Origin of the sequence: Xanthomonas rydalmerensis (assembly GCF_033170385.1) — a bacterium.
Lineage (GTDB): Bacteria > Pseudomonadota > Gammaproteobacteria > Xanthomonadales > Xanthomonadaceae > Xanthomonas_A > Xanthomonas_A rydalmerensis.
The window spans coordinates 2,298,677-2,313,160 of record NZ_CP126170.1; the positions used below are offsets into that span (position 1 = coordinate 2,298,677).

Below are 14,484 nucleotides of genomic sequence, written 5' to 3' on the forward strand. Positions count from 1 at the left end.
GAGCGGCTTCAGCCGCGACAGGCGTCCCAGGGAAGGCCCGTCGCGTCTGAAGCCGCTCCTACGAGGTCAATGCTTCGGCTGGTTTAACCCGCCAGCTTGCCGAAGATGCGGAAGCCGGCCAGCCACACGCCGAGCATGCTGCCCAGGTTGGTCAGCAGGAAGGTCAGCACCACGCGCGAGACGCGGTTGCGATACCAACCGCGCAGGTTCTGCGCATCGTCGCGCAGCGCCAGGAAGTCGCCATAGGCCGGCTTGCGCATGTGCACTTCGACCAGGGCGCTGAACGCACCGGCCGGCACGCCGGGGCGGAACGGCTTCAGCGGCGCGGCGATGGCGCCGGCGATCACGCTCAGCGGATGGCCGCCGGCCAGGATGCAACCCAGCCCGGCCAGACCGCCGGTGAACAACACCCACTGCAGCAACAGGTCGGTGCCCAGGGCGAAGCCGCCATGCCAGTAGCCCCAGGCCACGCCGCCCAGCACCAGCGCGGTCAGGGTCAGGGTGATCCACGGCACCTTCTTCTTGGTTTGCACCTCTTCCAGCGCCTTGCGCAGCGTCGCGGGATCGTCCTGGTCGCCCTGCAGGTGCCGCGCCAGGCCGGCCAGGTGGCCCGCACCGACCACCGCCAGTACCTCGCGCACGCCGGCACCGGTGGAGCCGTCCAGTGGCTCGGCGTTGCCGGCCAGCGGCAGCGCGCGCTGTTGCGCCTGTTCCTCGCGCAGACGCGTGGCCATGTAGCGGTCGCGCTCGGCGATGATGGTGTCGTACAGCGCCGGGCTTTCGCTGGCGAAGTCGCCGAAGCTGGCCTCGAGCATGTCGCCCTGCTTGAGCTTCTCGATCTCCGCCTCGCCGACCTCGTCGGAGGCGAACAGGCCGCCGAGCAGGCCGCTGGCCAGCTTCAGCTTGCCGAAGAAGCCGAGCCGGCTGGAGGCGCGCTTGAAGGTCAGGCCGACTTCGCGATCGACCAGGTACACCGGCAACTGCCGTTCGCGCGCCAGCAGCACCGCGCGCTTGAGCTCGGCGCCGGGCTCGATGCCCAGTTGCTCGGCCAGGCGCCGCTGGTAGGCGGCCAGCGCCAGGTTGGCGGCGAACAGGGCCACGCGGCCTTTGCGGATCACCTGCACCAGGTCCAGCTTGGTCAGTGCGTCCGGATCGGTCAGTGCCTGCAGGCGCTGCGGGTCCAGTTCCACCGCCACCGCGTCGAAACGGCCGCTGCCGATCGCCCGTTCCACGGCGGCGACGCTGGCCAGGGACACGTGCGCGGTGCCGAGCAGGGTGTAGCGGATGCCGTCGCGTTCGACGATGCGGTACGGCTGGCCGTCGAACAGCGCGTCGTCGCCGTCGGCCTGGGAAAGTTCGTTCATTCCATCACTCATCGGAGGGCGCCTCGGCAGCGCCGGGGCTCAGCAGGCAGGGGGGTGAGGGCATTGGCCGCGACCGGCATGGGCGCCTGCGGCCGGGGCGCGCTGCGCCGCAGGGAGCGGCGCCGCACAGGCGAAGACCCGGCACGGCGCTGCGGGTCAGTCGATGTAGCGCTTCAGCAGGTCGCCGTAGGCATCGATGCGGCGGTCGCGCAGGAACGGCCAGATTCGCCGAACGTGCTCGCTGCGCTGCAGGTCCACGTCGCAGACCAGCACGGTCGGCTCGCCACCGGCCTCGGCGATGAACTCGCCCTGCGGGCCGAGCACGTGGCTGTTGCCCCAGAACTGGATGCCCGACGCGCCCAGCGGCGAGGGCTCGTGGCCGACCCGGTTGCAGCTCAGTACCGGCACGCCATTGGCCACCGCATGGCCGCGATGGCTGAGGATCCAGGCATCGCGCTGGCGTTCCTGTTCGGCCTGTTCGTCGTTGGGATCCCAGCCGATCGCAGTCGGATACAGCAGCAGTTCGGCGCCGGCCAGCGCCATCAGTCGCGCCGCTTCCGGGTACCACTGGTCCCAGCACACCAGCACGCCGAGGCGGCCGACCGAGGTCTGGATCGGGGTGAAGCCCAGATCGCCCGGGGTGAAGTAGAACTTCTCGTAGAAGCCCGGATCGTCGGGGATGTGCATCTTGCGGTACTTGCCCAGCAGGCTGCCGTCCTTTTCGAACACCACCGCCGTGTTGTGGTACAGCCCGGCGGCGCGGCGCTCGAACAGCGAGCCGACCAGAACCACACCGTGGCGCTTGGCCAGGGCGCCCAGGCGCTCGGTGCTGGGGCCGGGAATCGGCTCGGCCAGGTCGAATTCGTCCACCGACTCGTGCTGGCAGAAGTACGCGCCGTTGTGCAGTTCCTGCAGCAGCACCAACTGCGCGCCCTGCGCGGCGGCCTCGGCCACACGCGATTCGATCGCTGCCAGGTTCGCCGCGGCGTCGCCGTGGTTGCGCTCCTGGATCAGCGCGACGGAAAGAGTGGTTCGGGTCATTGCGGAATCAAGGTTCGCGGTAAACCGGCATGGTAGCGCGGATGGCCGCGCGGCAGGTTCCAGGGAGATGAATCCCGCGCTGCGCGTGGCGGCGGCGCGGGTGGTGTGGTCGGCGCTGCGCCGGCGTGCGGCGCAGGCGCGGCGGCTCAGTCCGCCAGCAATCCGGCCGGCAGCTGCATGGTGATGCAGTGCAGGCTGCCGTTCTGCCAGATCAGCGCGCGGCAGGGGATCGGCACGATCTCGTGCTGCGGGAAGGCCTGCGCCATTACCGCCTGCGCCTGCGCATCGGACGCGTCGCCGTAGGCCGGCATCAGCACCGCACCGTTGACGATCAGGAAATTGGCATAGGACGCGGCCAGGCGCCGGCCATCGTCGATCACCGGTTGCGCCCACGGCAGCGGAAACAACCGATAAGGCACGCCGTCGGCGGTACGCAATGCGGCCAGTTCGGCGCCCATCGCCTGCAGCTCGGCGTAGTGCGAATCGCCGGCGTCGTCGCAGGCCTGGTAAACGATCGCGTCGGGGCTGGCGAAGCGGGCGAGGGTGTCGATGTGCGCGTCGGTGTCGTCGCCTTCCAGATAGCCGTGATCCAGCCACAGCACGCGCTGCTGCGCCAGCCAGTCGGCCAGGTCGTGGCTGAGCGATTCGCGGCTGCGCTGCGGATGCCGCTCGTGCAGGCACTGCCAGGTGGTCAGCAGGGTGCCGGCACCGTCGCAGTCGATGGCGCCGCCTTCCAGGGCGAAATCGATGCGGCGCACGTCGCTGTCGGCGAACAGGCCTTGCTCGGCCAGCACGCCCACCAACTGGTCGTCGCGGCTGGCCTGGAACTTGCCGCCCCAGCCGGTGAAGCGGAAATCCAGCAACTGGAAGCCGCCGCCGGCGCGCGCCAGGGTGATCGGGCCGGAATCGCGCAGCCAGGTGTCGTCGTACTCGGCCTCGACGAAGCGCACCCGCTGCATGTCCACACGCGCCGAGCGCAGCCGCGCCTCGGCATAGATCTGCAGGTCGGCGTCGGCCACGCAGATCAGCACCCGCTGGAAGCGCACGATCGCCGCGACCAGGGCGATGTAGGTCTCCTCGACCTCGGCCAGGCGCTCGGCCCAGTCGGTGCCGGCATGCGGCCAGGCGATAAGGATGGCGGACTGCGGTTCCCATTCTGCGGGAAGGCGAAGGCGATCAGTCATTGCGACCAGTACTCAGGTTGTGCCTGGCGTCGCGCCAGGGTGTGTGTCGTTCATATCCCTGCACTGGCGGGCGCAGGTGCGTTGCGCAGGACCACGGGACGGGACGGTCGCCAGCGGCAGCGCCGGGGTGTTCGGCCAGGCGCACGCGCAACCGGGCGCAGGACCGACGTCAGCGGATCGCCGGCTTCGGTCCGATCTCGTTGGCGTCGGCCTTGTTGGCGACCACGTCCACCACCTTCTGCTTCTCGAAGTAGACGGTAAAGGCCGGATAGACCCAGCGGTTGATGGTCGGCCATTGCCGCTTCTGGCCGCCACGCGGCTCCAGCTTCTGCTGCGGGGCGCCGTAGCGCGCCTGCACCTGGGCCATGCTCAGGCCGCGGGTCGGCAGCGCCGCCGCGGGTTCTTCCTTGACCCGCTCGACCAGCAGGGTCTCGGCGTGGGCGCCGCCGGCCAGGCCCAACACGGCCAGCAGCGGCAGGACGGACAGACGATGCTTCATCACGTGTACTCCCCAGAGGACGAGCGTCGATTACAGCAAACTTCGGCAACAAAAAACCGCCCGAAGGCGGCTTTCGTCGACGACCGGCCACCGCTGCGCGCAGCGCGGCAGGGTAGGCCGGGTCGGATCAGCGCTGGCGCGCCTTGAAACGGGGGTTGGACTTGCAGATCACGAAGACCTTACCGCGGCGGCGGACCACCTTGCAGTCGCGGTGACGGGCCTTCGCCGACTTCAGGGAGGACAGGACTTTCATGGCACACCTCGGCGTAAACTTGTGGATTCGAAGGAGGGCGGCACGGCCGAAACCATGGCGCGGGATCAGTAAGCCGGCGATTGTAGCCTGGTTTTCTTCATGGTTTCAACTGCTTGCGCCAGTCGGGCTGGCGTCGGCGCTACAATGCGCCGCCCCCCGTCCGAGGAACCGCATGAACGAGCCCGCTCCCGTCCTGACCATCGATGGCCCGTCCGGGGCCGGCAAAGGCACCGTCAGCCGCATCGTCGCCGCCCGCCTGGGCTGGCATTACCTGGATTCGGGGGCGCTGTACCGGGCGGTCGGGGTCGCGGCCAGCTGGGCCAATCTGGACATTTCCGACGCCGCCGCCCTGGTGCGCTGCACCTTCGACACCCGGGTGGATTTCGACGAGGTCGCCGGCGGCGGCCTGCGGGTCCGGATCAACGGCGCCGATGCCACCGACGAACTGCGCCTGGAGACCACCGGCGCGGTGGCCTCGGCGATTGCCGCCATTCCCGAGGTGCGCGCGGCGCTGAAGCAGCGCCAGCGCGCCTTCCGCACCCCGCCGGGGCTGGTCGCCGACGGCCGCGACATGGGCACGGTGATTTTCCCGGACGCCCCGTACAAGGTGTTCCTGACCGCCAGCGCCGAGGAGCGCGCCCAGCGCCGGCATAAGCAGTTGAAGGAAAAAGGGGTTTCCGTTATATTCGACGACCTGCTGCGCGAGATCATGGCCCGCGACGCACGCGATGCCCAACGCGCGGTGGCCCCGCTGAGGCCGGCAGACGATGCCGTCCTCCTCGATACCACCGGCATGGACATCGACCAGGTGGTGGGCCGCGTCCTGCAGTTGTTGCCAGTCTGAGAGCAGTGCGCAGGGCAGGGCAGCAGAGTGGTGGTGGCATGCATGCCACCGGTTTCTCGCAACACGCTACATCCAGGTTCCACCGATAGTGTCAAAGGCTCCGCTGCGCAATCCCGCGCTGCGGTTTTTCCATTCCACACCCGGCCGCTGTTCGGGCCGACTAACAGGTGGGCAGTCGCTGTTTTTCCAGAAGAAAAACGCCCTGTCCGTGTGTCCACTAGAGTAATTTCAAATGACCGAATCTTTTGCCGAACTGTTCGAAGCCAGCCAAGCCAATCTGGCCAAGCTGAAGCCCGGCGCCATCGTCACCGGTACCGTCGTGGAAGTCCGCGGCGACGTGGTGGTGATCAACGCCGGCCTGAAGTCCGAAGGCATCGTGCCGATCGAGCAGTTCCGTAACGACGCTGGCGAGATCGACGTCGCCGAAGGCGACCTGGTCAAGGTCGCGCTCGACTCGCTCGAGAACGGCTTCGGCGAGACCGTGCTGTCGCGCGAGAAGGCCAAGCGCGCCATGGTGTGGGACGAGCTGGAAGAAGCGTTGGAAAAGAACGAGACCATCACCGGCCGCATCAGCGGCAAGGTCAAGGGTGGTTTCACCGTGGACATCAAGGATGTCCGCGCGTTCCTGCCCGGTTCGCTGGTGGATGTGCGCCCGGTGCGCGACCCGGCCTACCTGGAAGGCAAGGAACTGGAGTTCAAGCTGATCAAGCTGGACCGCAAGCGCAACAACGTGGTGGTCTCGCGTCGTGCGGTGGTCGAGAGCGAGCACTCGGAAGAGCGCGAGCAGCTGATGGACAAGCTGCAGGAAGGCGCGATCCTGAAGGGTGTGGTCAAGAACCTGACCGACTACGGCGCGTTCGTGGACCTGGGCGGCATCGACGGCCTGCTGCACATCACCGACATGGCCTGGAAGCGCGTGCGCCATCCGTCCGAAGTGGTCAACGTCGGCGACGAGTTGGACGTGCGCGTGCTGAAGTTCGATCGCGAGCGTAACCGCGTCAGCCTCGGCCTGAAGCAGCTGGGCGAGGATCCGTGGGACAACATCGCCCGTCGTTACCCGGCCAACAGCCGCGTGTTCGGCAAGGTCTCCAACGTCACCGATTACGGCGCGTTCGTCGAGATCGAGCCGGGCGTGGAAGGCCTGGTGCACGTGTCCGAGATGGACTGGACCAACAAGAACGTCAACCCGTCCAAGGTCGTGCAGGTCGGCGACGAAGTCGAAGTGATGGTGCTGGACGTGGACGAGGAGCGTCGCCGCATCTCGCTGGGCATGAAGCAGGTCGCCGCCAATCCGTGGGAGACCTTCGCCGCCACCCACAAGAAGAACGACAAGGTGTCCGGCCAGATCAAGTCGATCACCGACTTCGGCATCTTCATCGGGCTGGACGGCGGCATCGACGGCCTGGTGCACCTGTCCGACATCAGCTGGAACACCACCGGCGAAGACATCGTGCGCAACTTCAAGAAGGGCGACACGCTGGAAGCCGTGGTGCTGGCGGTGGACCCGGAGCGTGAGCGCATCAGCCTGGGCGTCAAGCAGTTGGAGCAGGATCCGTTCGGCCAGTACATGGCCGCCAACCCGAAGGGCTCGAAGGTCGAGGGCGTGGTGCGTGAAGTGGACGCCAAGGGCGCCACCATCGACCTGGCCGACGGCATCGAAGGCTACGTCGCCGCGCGCGACATCGCCAACGAGCGCGTCGACGACGCCAGCCAGCACCTGAAGGTCGGCGACAAGATCGAAGCCAAGTTCGTGGGCATGGACCGCAAGGGCCGCACCCTGCAGCTGTCGATCAAGGCCAAGGACGATGCCGAAATGCGCGAAGTGCTGGAGGAATACCAGTCCGCGTCGGGCGGCACCACCCAGTTGGGCGCGCTGCTGCGTGCACAGCTGAACGGCAACAAGTCCGAGTAATCCGCCACACGCAGCGTTACTGGCACGGCTCGGTGTTCCCGGGCCGTGCCAGGTTGCGACCCCACTGCACGAATCCGCAATGACAAAATCCGAGCTGATCGAAATCCTGGCGCGCAAGCAGGCGCATCTGAAGTCGGACGACGTCGATCTGGCGGTGAAGTCGTTGTTGGAAATGATGGGCGGCGCCCTGTCCGGCGGTGATCGCATCGAGATCCGCGGCTTCGGCAGCTTTTCCCTGCATTACCGGCCGCCGCGCCTGGGACGCAATCCCAAGACCGGCGAGTCCGTCGCGCTTCCCGGCAAGCACGTGCCGCATTTCAAGCCCGGCAAGGAGCTGCGCGAGCGCGTGAGCGGCGTCGTTCCGGTCGAATCCGACACGCCCTGAGTCCGGCTTCCGGCGTTTGCCGGAATCCACGCCTGTTCGGCTAATCTAGTGTCTCCCGACGCTGGAGTTGCTCATGAAGATTGCACGACTGCTGATCCTGCTGGTGTTGCTGTTGGCCGGCCTGGTCATCGGGTCGCTCAATTCGCAGCCGATCCAGATCAACTTCGTGTTCTCCAGCATCGCCACCACCTCCGGCATCGCCATCATCGTCTCGCTGTTCGCCGGCGTGCTGATCGGCGCTTCGCTGGTCCTGGCGACCCTGGTGATCCCCCTGTATGCCAAGCTGCGTCGCGCCAACAAGGCCGCGAACGCCGCGACCCCGGCCGTCGCGCCGGTTTCTTCCCATGCCCAGCCCTTGGACGGACGCTGATCTTCGATGGACTTTCTGACCGAGTGGTTCTGGTTCTTCCTGTTCCTGCCGCTGGCAGCGCTGAGTGGCTGGGTGATCGGCCGCCGTGGCGGCCAGCGCCATGGCGATACCCAGGTCAGCCGGCTCTCCAGTACCTATTTCCGCGGCCTCAACTATCTGCTCAACGAGCAGCCGGACAAGGCGATCGAGCTGTTTCTGCACATCGCCGAACTGGACAAGGAAACCTTCGAGACCCAGGTCGCGCTGGGCCACCTGTTCCGCCGCCGCGGTGAGGTCGATCGCGCCATCCGCCTGCACCAGGGCCTGGTCCAGCGCGGCGACCTGAGCGACGCGCAGCGCGTGCAGGCCTTGCTGGCGCTGGGCGAGGACTACATGAAGTCGGGGCTGCTGGATCGCGCCGAAACCGTGTTCACCGAACTGGCGCAGATCGACCAGCGCGCGCCGCAGGCGCTCAAGCACCTGATCGGCATCTACCAGGCCGAACGCGACTGGGAAAAGGCCATCGACAACGCCACCCGCTACGAAGAGGTGACCGGCGAGCCGATGGGCAAGCTGATCGCCCAGTTCGAATGCGAGTTGGCCGACCGCTATCGCGCGTCGGGCAAGAACGACCTGGCGCGGGCGGCGATCGCGCGTGCCTACCAGGCCGATGCCAAGTCGGTGCGCGCCGGCATCCTGGAAGGACGCATCGACGTCGACGATGGCAACGACGAGGCCGCCATCCGCGCCTTCGAGCGCGCCGCCCGCCACGACCCGGACTACCTGCCGGAGATCATGCCTGCGCTGATGGACTGCTACCGGCGCGGCAACGATCTCAGCGGCGCGCGTGCGTTCCTGTCGGAGATGACCGAGCACTATCGCGGCATCGCCCCGGTGTTGGCGCTGACCCGTCTGATGGAGTCGCAGGAAGGTATTTCCGCCGCGCGCTCCTATCTCGGCCGGCAGCTCAAGGACCGCCCGTCGGTGCGCGGCGAGTCCGCGCTGATCGACCTGACCCTGGCCGAGGGCGCCGACTCCACCGCGACCCTGCAGGACCTCAAGCACATCACCGACCAGTTGCTGGTGCGCAATCCCAGCTACCGCTGCACCCGTTGCGGCTTCGGTGCGCGTACCCACCACTGGCAATGCCCCAGTTGCAAGGAGTGGGGCACGGTCAAGCCGCTGCTCAACTACGCGGTGGTGTAATGCCCATCGCAGGAGCCGCGCTGCTCTTGGCGCTCGGGGCATTCAGCGCGGCCGGCACCTGGCTGTCGCGCCGCTACGCACTCAAGCGCAAGCTGATGGACGCGCCCGGCGAGCGGCGCAGCCATACCGTAGCGACGCCGCGCGGTGGCGGCGTGGCGATCGTGGCGGCAGTCCTGCTCGCCTGCGGCTGGGCGGCGCTGCAATGGCCGCAGCACGGTGACGGCATCGCCACCTTCGCGGCCGGCCTGCTGCTGGTCGCCGGCATCGGCTGGTGGGACGACCACCGGCCGCTGTCGGCGGCGCTGCGATTGCTGGTGCATGCGGTGGCGGCGACCCTGCTCGCTGCACTTGTCTACAGTGCGAGCCAACCGTTGTGGGTGGTCGCGCTGGTGTGGTTTGCAACGGTTTCGCTGATCAATATCTGGAATTTCATGGATGGCATCAATGGCCTGGCCTGCAGCCAGGCGATGATCGCGGCCATGGGATTCGCCTGGTTGCTGCCGGCGCCGCTGCGGTGGCCATGCTGGGTGCTGCTGGTCGCCTGTGCGGGGTTTCTGCCGTTCAACTATCCCCGGGCGCGCATTTTCCTCGGAGATGTCGGCAGTGGCGCACTCGGTTACCTGATCGCCGCACTGTTCGCCTGGTGTCTGGTGGCCGGTGAGCAGGCACCATGGCTGCCGGCATTGCCGCTGTCGGCCTTCGCCATCGACGCAGGCTTCACGCTCGCCTCGCGCATGCTCGCGGGCGAACGTTGGTGGCAACCGCACGCGCAACATTTTTATCAGCGTTGGGTACACACCGGCAGTAGCCATACTGTCGTCACGCTCGCCTACGGTCTGTTCAGCATCGTCGCGATTACAATCGCGCGGCTGGGCAGGCCCCTGGATGCGGGCGTCCAGGCCGGTCTGACGATCGCCTGGTTCTGTTCGGCAGGTGTGCTTTGGCTGGCTTTGCGCAACCGGATGCGCCGAACTCTCACGGATCACTGATGCTTTCCACGCGCGACCGATTCACCGAGCTGTTTCCCAAGGCCTCCGTGGTCGTCCACGATCTGGCCATTGTCTGGGTCTGCTGGCAACTGCTGCATGCTGCCCGCTACACCATGCTGCCTGGCGAGCATCCGTTGCCGCTGTGGAACCTCAACACCGCCATCGTGCTGGTGGCGCAGGGGCTGGTGTTCTGGAAGGTCGGCCTGTATCGCGGCCTGTGGCGCTTCGCCAGCGTTCCCGACCTGCTCAATATCTTCAAGGCCAGCTTCTATGGCCTGGTGGCGATCGTGCTGGGGCTGGCCTACAGCCGCTTCGATGCGATCCCGCTGTCGGTGCTGATGGTGTATCCGTTTGCGTTGTCGGCGCTGCTCGGCGCGCCGCGCCTGCTGTACCGCGCCTGGAAGGATTATCAGATCGCCCATTCGGACGACACCGCGCGGCGCGTGCTGATCGTTGGCGCTGGCCGTGCCGCCGAGGCACTGGTGCGCGACCTGCGCCGCTCCGGTGCCTACCAGCCCGTGGGTTTCGTCGACGACGCCGGCCACCTGCACGGCGCCAAGCTGCAAGGCCTGCCGATCCTGGGCCGCATCGACGAAGCCGGCGCGATCGCCAAGGAAACCGCGGCCAAGCTGCTGGTCATCGCGATCCCCTCACTGGACGCGGCCGGCATGCAGCGGGTGGTGGCGATCTGCGAGAGCACCGGCCTGCCGTTCCGCACTGTGCCGAGGCTGGTCGACGTCCTTGAGGGCCACTACCTGCCGGGCGAACTGAAGGAGGTCGCGATCGAGGACCTGCTCGGGCGCAAGCCGGTGACACCGGACTGGAAGCTGATCAAGGGCTGGCTGTCCGGGCGCACGGTGCTGGTCACCGGCGCCGGCGGTTCGATCGGTTCGGAACTGTGCCGGCAGTGCGCGCGTCACGGCGCGCGCAAGATCGTGCTGCTGGAGATCAACGAACTGGCGCTGATCACCATCCATGCCGACCTGCACCGCACCTTCCCAGATCTGGAGATCGACTGCGTGCTGGGCGATTGCGGCGATCCGGCGGTGATCCGCCACGCCATGAAGGTGGCCGAGCCGGACGCGGTGTTCCATGCCGCCGCCTACAAGCAGGTGCCGCTGCTGGAGCGGCAGTGTCGCGAGGCGGTGCGCAACAACGTGCTGGCCACCGAGAACGTGGCGCGTGCCTGTGTCGCGGCGAAGGTCTCGACCTTCGTGTTCATTTCCACCGACAAGGCGGTCAACCCAGTCAACCTGCTCGGCGCGTCCAAGCGCTACGCGGAAATGGTGTGCCAGTCGCTGGACGATCAGGCGGTCAGCACGCGCTTCGTGACTGTGCGCTTCGGCAACGTGCTGGATTCGGCCGGCAGCGTGGTGCCGCTGTTCCGCGAGCAGATCCGCCAGGGCGGTCCGGTGACGGTCACCGATCCGCAGGTGACGCGCTACTTCATGACCATCCCCGAAGCCAGCCAGTTGATCGTGCAGGCGGCCGCGTCGGCGTCGCATGGCGCCATCTACACGCTGGACATGGGCGAGCCGGTACCGATCCGCCTGCTCGCCGAGCAGATGATCCGCCTGGCGGGCAAGCAGCCCGGGCGCGACATCGCCATCGTCTACACCGGCCTGCGTCCGGGCGAGAAGCTGCACGAGACCTTGTTCTACGCCGACGAAAACTATCGGCCGACGTCGCATCCGAAGATCCTGGAGGCCGGCGTGCGCAGCTTCTCGCGCGAGGACGTGCTGCGTGGCGTGCAGCAGTTGCGCGCGGCGGTGGCCGACTACGACAGCGAGACCATCGAGAAGGTGCTGCGCATGACCATGCCGGAGTTCGCTCCTCTGCGTCAGCAAGGCGATCACGACGGCTCCGCTACCATCGTTCCATTCCCCGCACGCGAGGCCAGAAGGCTCTGATGAGCAAGAGAATCCGCAAGGCAGTATTCCCGGTGGCAGGTTTGGGTACCCGCTTCCTTCCCGCCACCAAGACCGTTCCCAAGGAAATGCTGCCGATCATCGATCGGCCGTTGATCCAGTACGCCGTGGACGAGGCGATCGAAGCCGGTTGCGACACCCTGATCTTCGTCACCAACCGCTACAAACACGCGGTCGCGGATTATTTCGACAAGGCCTACGAGTTGGAGCAGAAGCTGGAGCGTGCCGGCAAGCACGAGCAGCTGGAAATGATCCGCCACGTGCTGCCCGAGGGCGTGCGCGCGATCTTCGTGACCCAGGCCGAAGCGCTGGGCCTGGGCCATGCGGTGCTGTGCGCCAAGTCGGTGATCGGCGACGAGCCGTTCGCGGTGTTGCTGCCGGACGACCTGATCTGGAACCGTGGCGACGGCGCGCTGAAGCAGATGGCCGATCTCAACGAGCGCAGCGGCGCCAGCGTGATCGCGGTGGAAGACGTGCCGCACGAGAACACCGCCAGCTACGGCATCGTGGCTACCGAGGCGTTCGACGGCCGCAAGGGCCGTATCGCGCAGATCGTCGAGAAGCCCAAGCCGGAAGACGCGCCGAGCGATCTGGCAGTGGTGGGGCGGTATGTGCTCAGCTCGAAGATCTTCGAACTGCTGGAAAGCACCGGCACCGGTGCCGGCGGCGAGATCCAGCTGACCGACGCCATCGCCGCGCTGCTGAAGAGCGAAGAAGTCGACGCCTATCGTTTCGAGGGCACCCGCTTCGACTGCGGTACCCACCTGGGCCTGGTCGAGGCGACGATCCGTTTCGCGCTGGAGAACAAGAAGCTGGCCAAGCCGGCGCGCGAGAAGCTCACCCAGATGCTCGCCGAGGAGTGAGGCTGGCGCCGCGCGCCGCTGCAGGGCGGCGCGCCGGCTGAGTGCTGATCCGAACGTCAAGCCGCTGATTCGATCCAGGTGGGTTGAATCGGATGACAAACAGAAAAGGCAGCCGCGAGGCTGCCTTTTCTGTTTGTACGTTGTTCGTACAGCAACGCTTGATGCCGGACCCTCACCCCCAACCCCTCTCCCGGTGGGAGAGGGGCTAGGTCCTGCTCCTTCTCCCTCCGGGAGAAGGTGGCCCGCAGGGCCGGATGAGGGTAGGGCGCACCCGCATGGTCTATTTCACACGTGCTTGGCCCCCCAACCCCTCTCCCGGTGGGAGAGGGGCTAAGAGCCCAGGTGGTGCGCTTACAGCGCCTCGATGATCCCCGCGGCGCCCATGCCGGTGCCGATGCACATGGTGACCATGCCGTACTTCTGCTTGTGCCGGCGCAGGCCGTGCACCAGGGTGGCGGTGCGGATCGCGCCGGTGGCCCCGAGCGGATGGCCCAGGGCGATGGCGCCGCCCAGCGGGTTGACCTTGGACGGATCCAGGCCGCTGTCGCGGATCACCGCCAGCGACTGCGCGGCGAAGGCTTCGTTAAGCTCGATCCAGTCCAGCTGGTCCTTGCTCAGGCCGGCCTGCTTGAGCGCCTTCGGAATCGCCTCGATCGGGCCGATGCCCATCACTTCCGGGCGCACGCCGGCGACGGAGAAGCTGACGAAGCGGGCCAGCGGGGTCAGCCCGTAGTCCTTGATCGCCTGCTCGGAGGCCAGTAGCACCGCACCGGCGCCATCGCTCATCTGCGAGGAATTGCCGGCGGTGACGCTGCCGCCGAACTGGCCGTTGCGAAACACCGGGCGCAGCTTGGCCAGGCCTTCGATCGAGCTGTCGGGGCGCGGGCCTTCGTCGGTGTCGACCAGCTTCTTGCGCAGGGCGATGACGTTGCCGGCCAGGTCGGGCTGGTGCGAGAGGATCTCGTAGGGACTGATCTCGTCGCGGAACTCGCCGGCGGCGATCGCGGCGATGGCCTTCTGGTGCGAGGCGAGGGCGAACGCATCCTGGTCCTCGCGCGACACCTTCCACTCCTCGGCCACCTTCTCGGCGGTGATGCCCATGCCGTAGGCGATGGCCACGTGGTCGTCGGCGAACACGCTCGGCGACAGCGCGACCTTGTTGCCCATCATCGGCACCATCGACATCGATTCGGTGCCGCCGGCCAGCATCAGGTCGGCGTTGCCCAGGCGGATCTGGTCGGCGGCCAGCGCCACCGCCTGGATGCCCGAGGAGCAGAAGCGGTTGATGGTCTGCCCGGCCACCGAGTTCGGCAGCCCGGCCAGCAGCACGCCGATGCGCGCCACGTTCATGCCTTGCTCGCCCTCGGGCATCGCGCAGCCGATGATCGCGTCGTCGATGCGCGAGGTGTCGATGCCCGGCGCCTGCGCCACCACCGCGCGCAGCACGTGCGCCAGCATGTCGTCGGGACGGGTGTTGCGGAACATGCCCTTGGGCGCCTTGCCGACCGGGGTGCGGGTGGCGGCGACGATGTAGGCTTCCTGGATCTGTTTGCTCATTTGGCTTTCTCCGAAAGCCGGGATTTGGGATTCGGGATTGGGGATTCGTCAGAGCGGATCCCGGCGTCGAATGCGTTTTTCCCGGCTGATAAATGGTGGGAGGCGAGGGT

Annotated in this window: 14 protein-coding genes; 8 read left to right on the forward strand and 6 right to left on the reverse strand. The window is 67.2% G+C overall.

Features of this window, described 5'->3' with window-relative positions; translation table 11 throughout:
- Positions 1–83: 83 nt before the first annotated feature.
- From QN245_RS09535 to ykgO, 5 genes are all read right to left on the reverse strand, one after another.
- Positions 84–1,376 carry a TraB/GumN family protein gene (locus tag QN245_RS09535; RefSeq protein ID WP_425612930.1) on the reverse strand — a complete coding sequence of 431 codons (1,293 nt, stop codon included), beginning with the start codon at positions 1,374–1,376 and terminating at the stop codon, positions 84–86.
- A 144-nt stretch (positions 1,377–1,520) separates the two neighbouring features.
- Positions 1,521–2,405 (reverse strand): carbon-nitrogen hydrolase, encoded by an 885-nt coding sequence (locus tag QN245_RS09540; protein ID WP_160969924.1) that lies wholly within the window; start codon positions 2,403–2,405, stop codon positions 1,521–1,523.
- 146 nt (positions 2,406–2,551) lie between these two features.
- Positions 2,552–3,589: an agmatine deiminase family protein gene (locus QN245_RS09545; RefSeq protein ID WP_184447855.1), complete on the reverse strand. Its 1,038-nt coding sequence runs from the start codon at positions 3,587–3,589 to the stop codon at positions 2,552–2,554.
- Between the two features lie 169 nt (positions 3,590–3,758).
- Entirely contained in the window at positions 3,759–4,088 is a 330-nt protein-coding gene (locus QN245_RS09550; RefSeq protein ID WP_184447856.1) for a hypothetical protein, read from the reverse strand.
- 127 nt (positions 4,089–4,215) lie between these two features.
- A complete protein-coding gene (gene ykgO, locus QN245_RS09555) occupies positions 4,216–4,341 on the reverse strand; it encodes a type B 50S ribosomal protein L36 (RefSeq protein ID WP_010342887.1) in 126 nt (41 codons plus the stop codon).
- Between the two features lie 172 nt (positions 4,342–4,513).
- Between ykgO and cmk the strand changes: the two genes are divergently transcribed.
- The 8 genes from cmk to galU all read left to right on the forward strand — a co-directional run bounded on the left by cmk (position 4,514) and on the right by galU (position 12,817).
- Entirely contained in the window at positions 4,514–5,185 is a 672-nt protein-coding gene (cmk, locus tag QN245_RS09560) for a (d)CMP kinase (RefSeq protein WP_017913728.1), read from the forward strand.
- A gap of 232 nt (positions 5,186–5,417) precedes the next feature.
- Positions 5,418–7,097 (forward strand): 30S ribosomal protein S1, encoded by a 1,680-nt coding sequence (rpsA, locus tag QN245_RS09565; protein ID WP_010342889.1) that lies wholly within the window; start codon positions 5,418–5,420, stop codon positions 7,095–7,097.
- A gap of 79 nt (positions 7,098–7,176) precedes the next feature.
- Positions 7,177–7,482 (forward strand): integration host factor subunit beta, encoded by a 306-nt coding sequence (locus QN245_RS09570; protein ID WP_010342890.1) that lies wholly within the window; start codon positions 7,177–7,179, stop codon positions 7,480–7,482.
- Between the two features lie 73 nt (positions 7,483–7,555).
- Positions 7,556–7,852: a LapA family protein gene (locus QN245_RS09575; RefSeq protein WP_317845150.1), complete on the forward strand. Its 297-nt coding sequence runs from the start codon at positions 7,556–7,558 to the stop codon at positions 7,850–7,852.
- Positions 7,853–7,858: 6 nt separating this feature from the next.
- Positions 7,859–9,037: a lipopolysaccharide assembly protein LapB gene (lapB, locus tag QN245_RS09580; RefSeq protein WP_160947820.1), complete on the forward strand. Its 1,179-nt coding sequence runs from the start codon at positions 7,859–7,861 to the stop codon at positions 9,035–9,037.
- Positions 9,037–10,026: an MraY family glycosyltransferase gene (locus QN245_RS09585; protein ID WP_317845151.1), complete on the forward strand. Its 990-nt coding sequence runs from the start codon at positions 9,037–9,039 to the stop codon at positions 10,024–10,026. Before lapB ends, QN245_RS09585 begins: the two co-directional genes overlap by 1 nt.
- Positions 10,026–11,936, forward strand: a complete 1,911-nt coding sequence (locus tag QN245_RS09590) for a polysaccharide biosynthesis protein (protein ID WP_160969914.1) — start codon at positions 10,026–10,028, stop codon at positions 11,934–11,936. The genes QN245_RS09585 and QN245_RS09590 overlap by 1 nt, the downstream gene beginning before the upstream one ends.
- Complete coding sequence (galU, locus tag QN245_RS09595) at positions 11,936–12,817, forward strand: UTP--glucose-1-phosphate uridylyltransferase GalU (protein WP_160960088.1); 882 nt, start codon at positions 11,936–11,938, stop codon at positions 12,815–12,817. Before QN245_RS09590 ends, galU begins: the two co-directional genes overlap by 1 nt.
- A gap of 351 nt (positions 12,818–13,168) precedes the next feature.
- Here galU and QN245_RS09600 read toward each other — a convergent pair whose 3' ends face one another.
- Positions 13,169–14,374, reverse strand: a complete 1,206-nt coding sequence (locus QN245_RS09600; protein ID WP_017913732.1) for an acetyl-CoA C-acyltransferase — start codon at positions 14,372–14,374, stop codon at positions 13,169–13,171.
- Positions 14,375–14,484 lie beyond the last annotated feature (110 nt).

What these genes read in the sequence shown, in the direction of transcription:
- lapB (WP_160947820.1), top strand. Translation starts at nt 7,859, where the DNA reads ATGGACTTTCTGACCGAGTGGTTCTGGTTCTTCCTGTTCCTGCCGCTG.
- QN245_RS09570 (WP_010342890.1), top strand. Translation starts at nt 7,177, where the DNA reads ATGACAAAATCCGAGCTGATCGAAATCCTGGCGCGCAAGCAGGCGCAT.
- QN245_RS09550 (WP_184447856.1), bottom strand. Translation starts at nt 4,088, where the DNA reads ATGAAGCATCGTCTGTCCGTCCTGCCGCTGCTGGCCGTGTTGGGCCTG.
- QN245_RS09585 (WP_317845151.1), top strand. Translation starts at nt 9,037, where the DNA reads ATGCCCATCGCAGGAGCCGCGCTGCTCTTGGCGCTCGGGGCATTCAGC.
- QN245_RS09545 (WP_184447855.1), bottom strand. Translation starts at nt 3,589, where the DNA reads ATGACTGATCGCCTTCGCCTTCCCGCAGAATGGGAACCGCAGTCCGCC.
- QN245_RS09590 (WP_160969914.1), top strand. Translation starts at nt 10,026, where the DNA reads ATGCTTTCCACGCGCGACCGATTCACCGAGCTGTTTCCCAAGGCCTCC.
- QN245_RS09535 (WP_425612930.1), bottom strand. Translation starts at nt 1,376, where the DNA reads ATGAGTGATGGAATGAACGAACTTTCCCAGGCCGACGGCGACGACGCG.
- QN245_RS09540 (WP_160969924.1), bottom strand. Translation starts at nt 2,405, where the DNA reads ATGACCCGAACCACTCTTTCCGTCGCGCTGATCCAGGAGCGCAACCAC.
- QN245_RS09600 (WP_017913732.1), bottom strand. Translation starts at nt 14,374, where the DNA reads ATGAGCAAACAGATCCAGGAAGCCTACATCGTCGCCGCCACCCGCACC.
- QN245_RS09575 (WP_317845150.1), top strand. Translation starts at nt 7,556, where the DNA reads ATGAAGATTGCACGACTGCTGATCCTGCTGGTGTTGCTGTTGGCCGGC.
- cmk (WP_017913728.1), top strand. Translation starts at nt 4,514, where the DNA reads ATGAACGAGCCCGCTCCCGTCCTGACCATCGATGGCCCGTCCGGGGCC.
- galU (WP_160960088.1), top strand. Translation starts at nt 11,936, where the DNA reads ATGAGCAAGAGAATCCGCAAGGCAGTATTCCCGGTGGCAGGTTTGGGT.
- ykgO (WP_010342887.1), bottom strand. Translation starts at nt 4,341, where the DNA reads ATGAAAGTCCTGTCCTCCCTGAAGTCGGCGAAGGCCCGTCACCGCGAC.
- rpsA (WP_010342889.1), top strand. Translation starts at nt 5,418, where the DNA reads ATGACCGAATCTTTTGCCGAACTGTTCGAAGCCAGCCAAGCCAATCTG.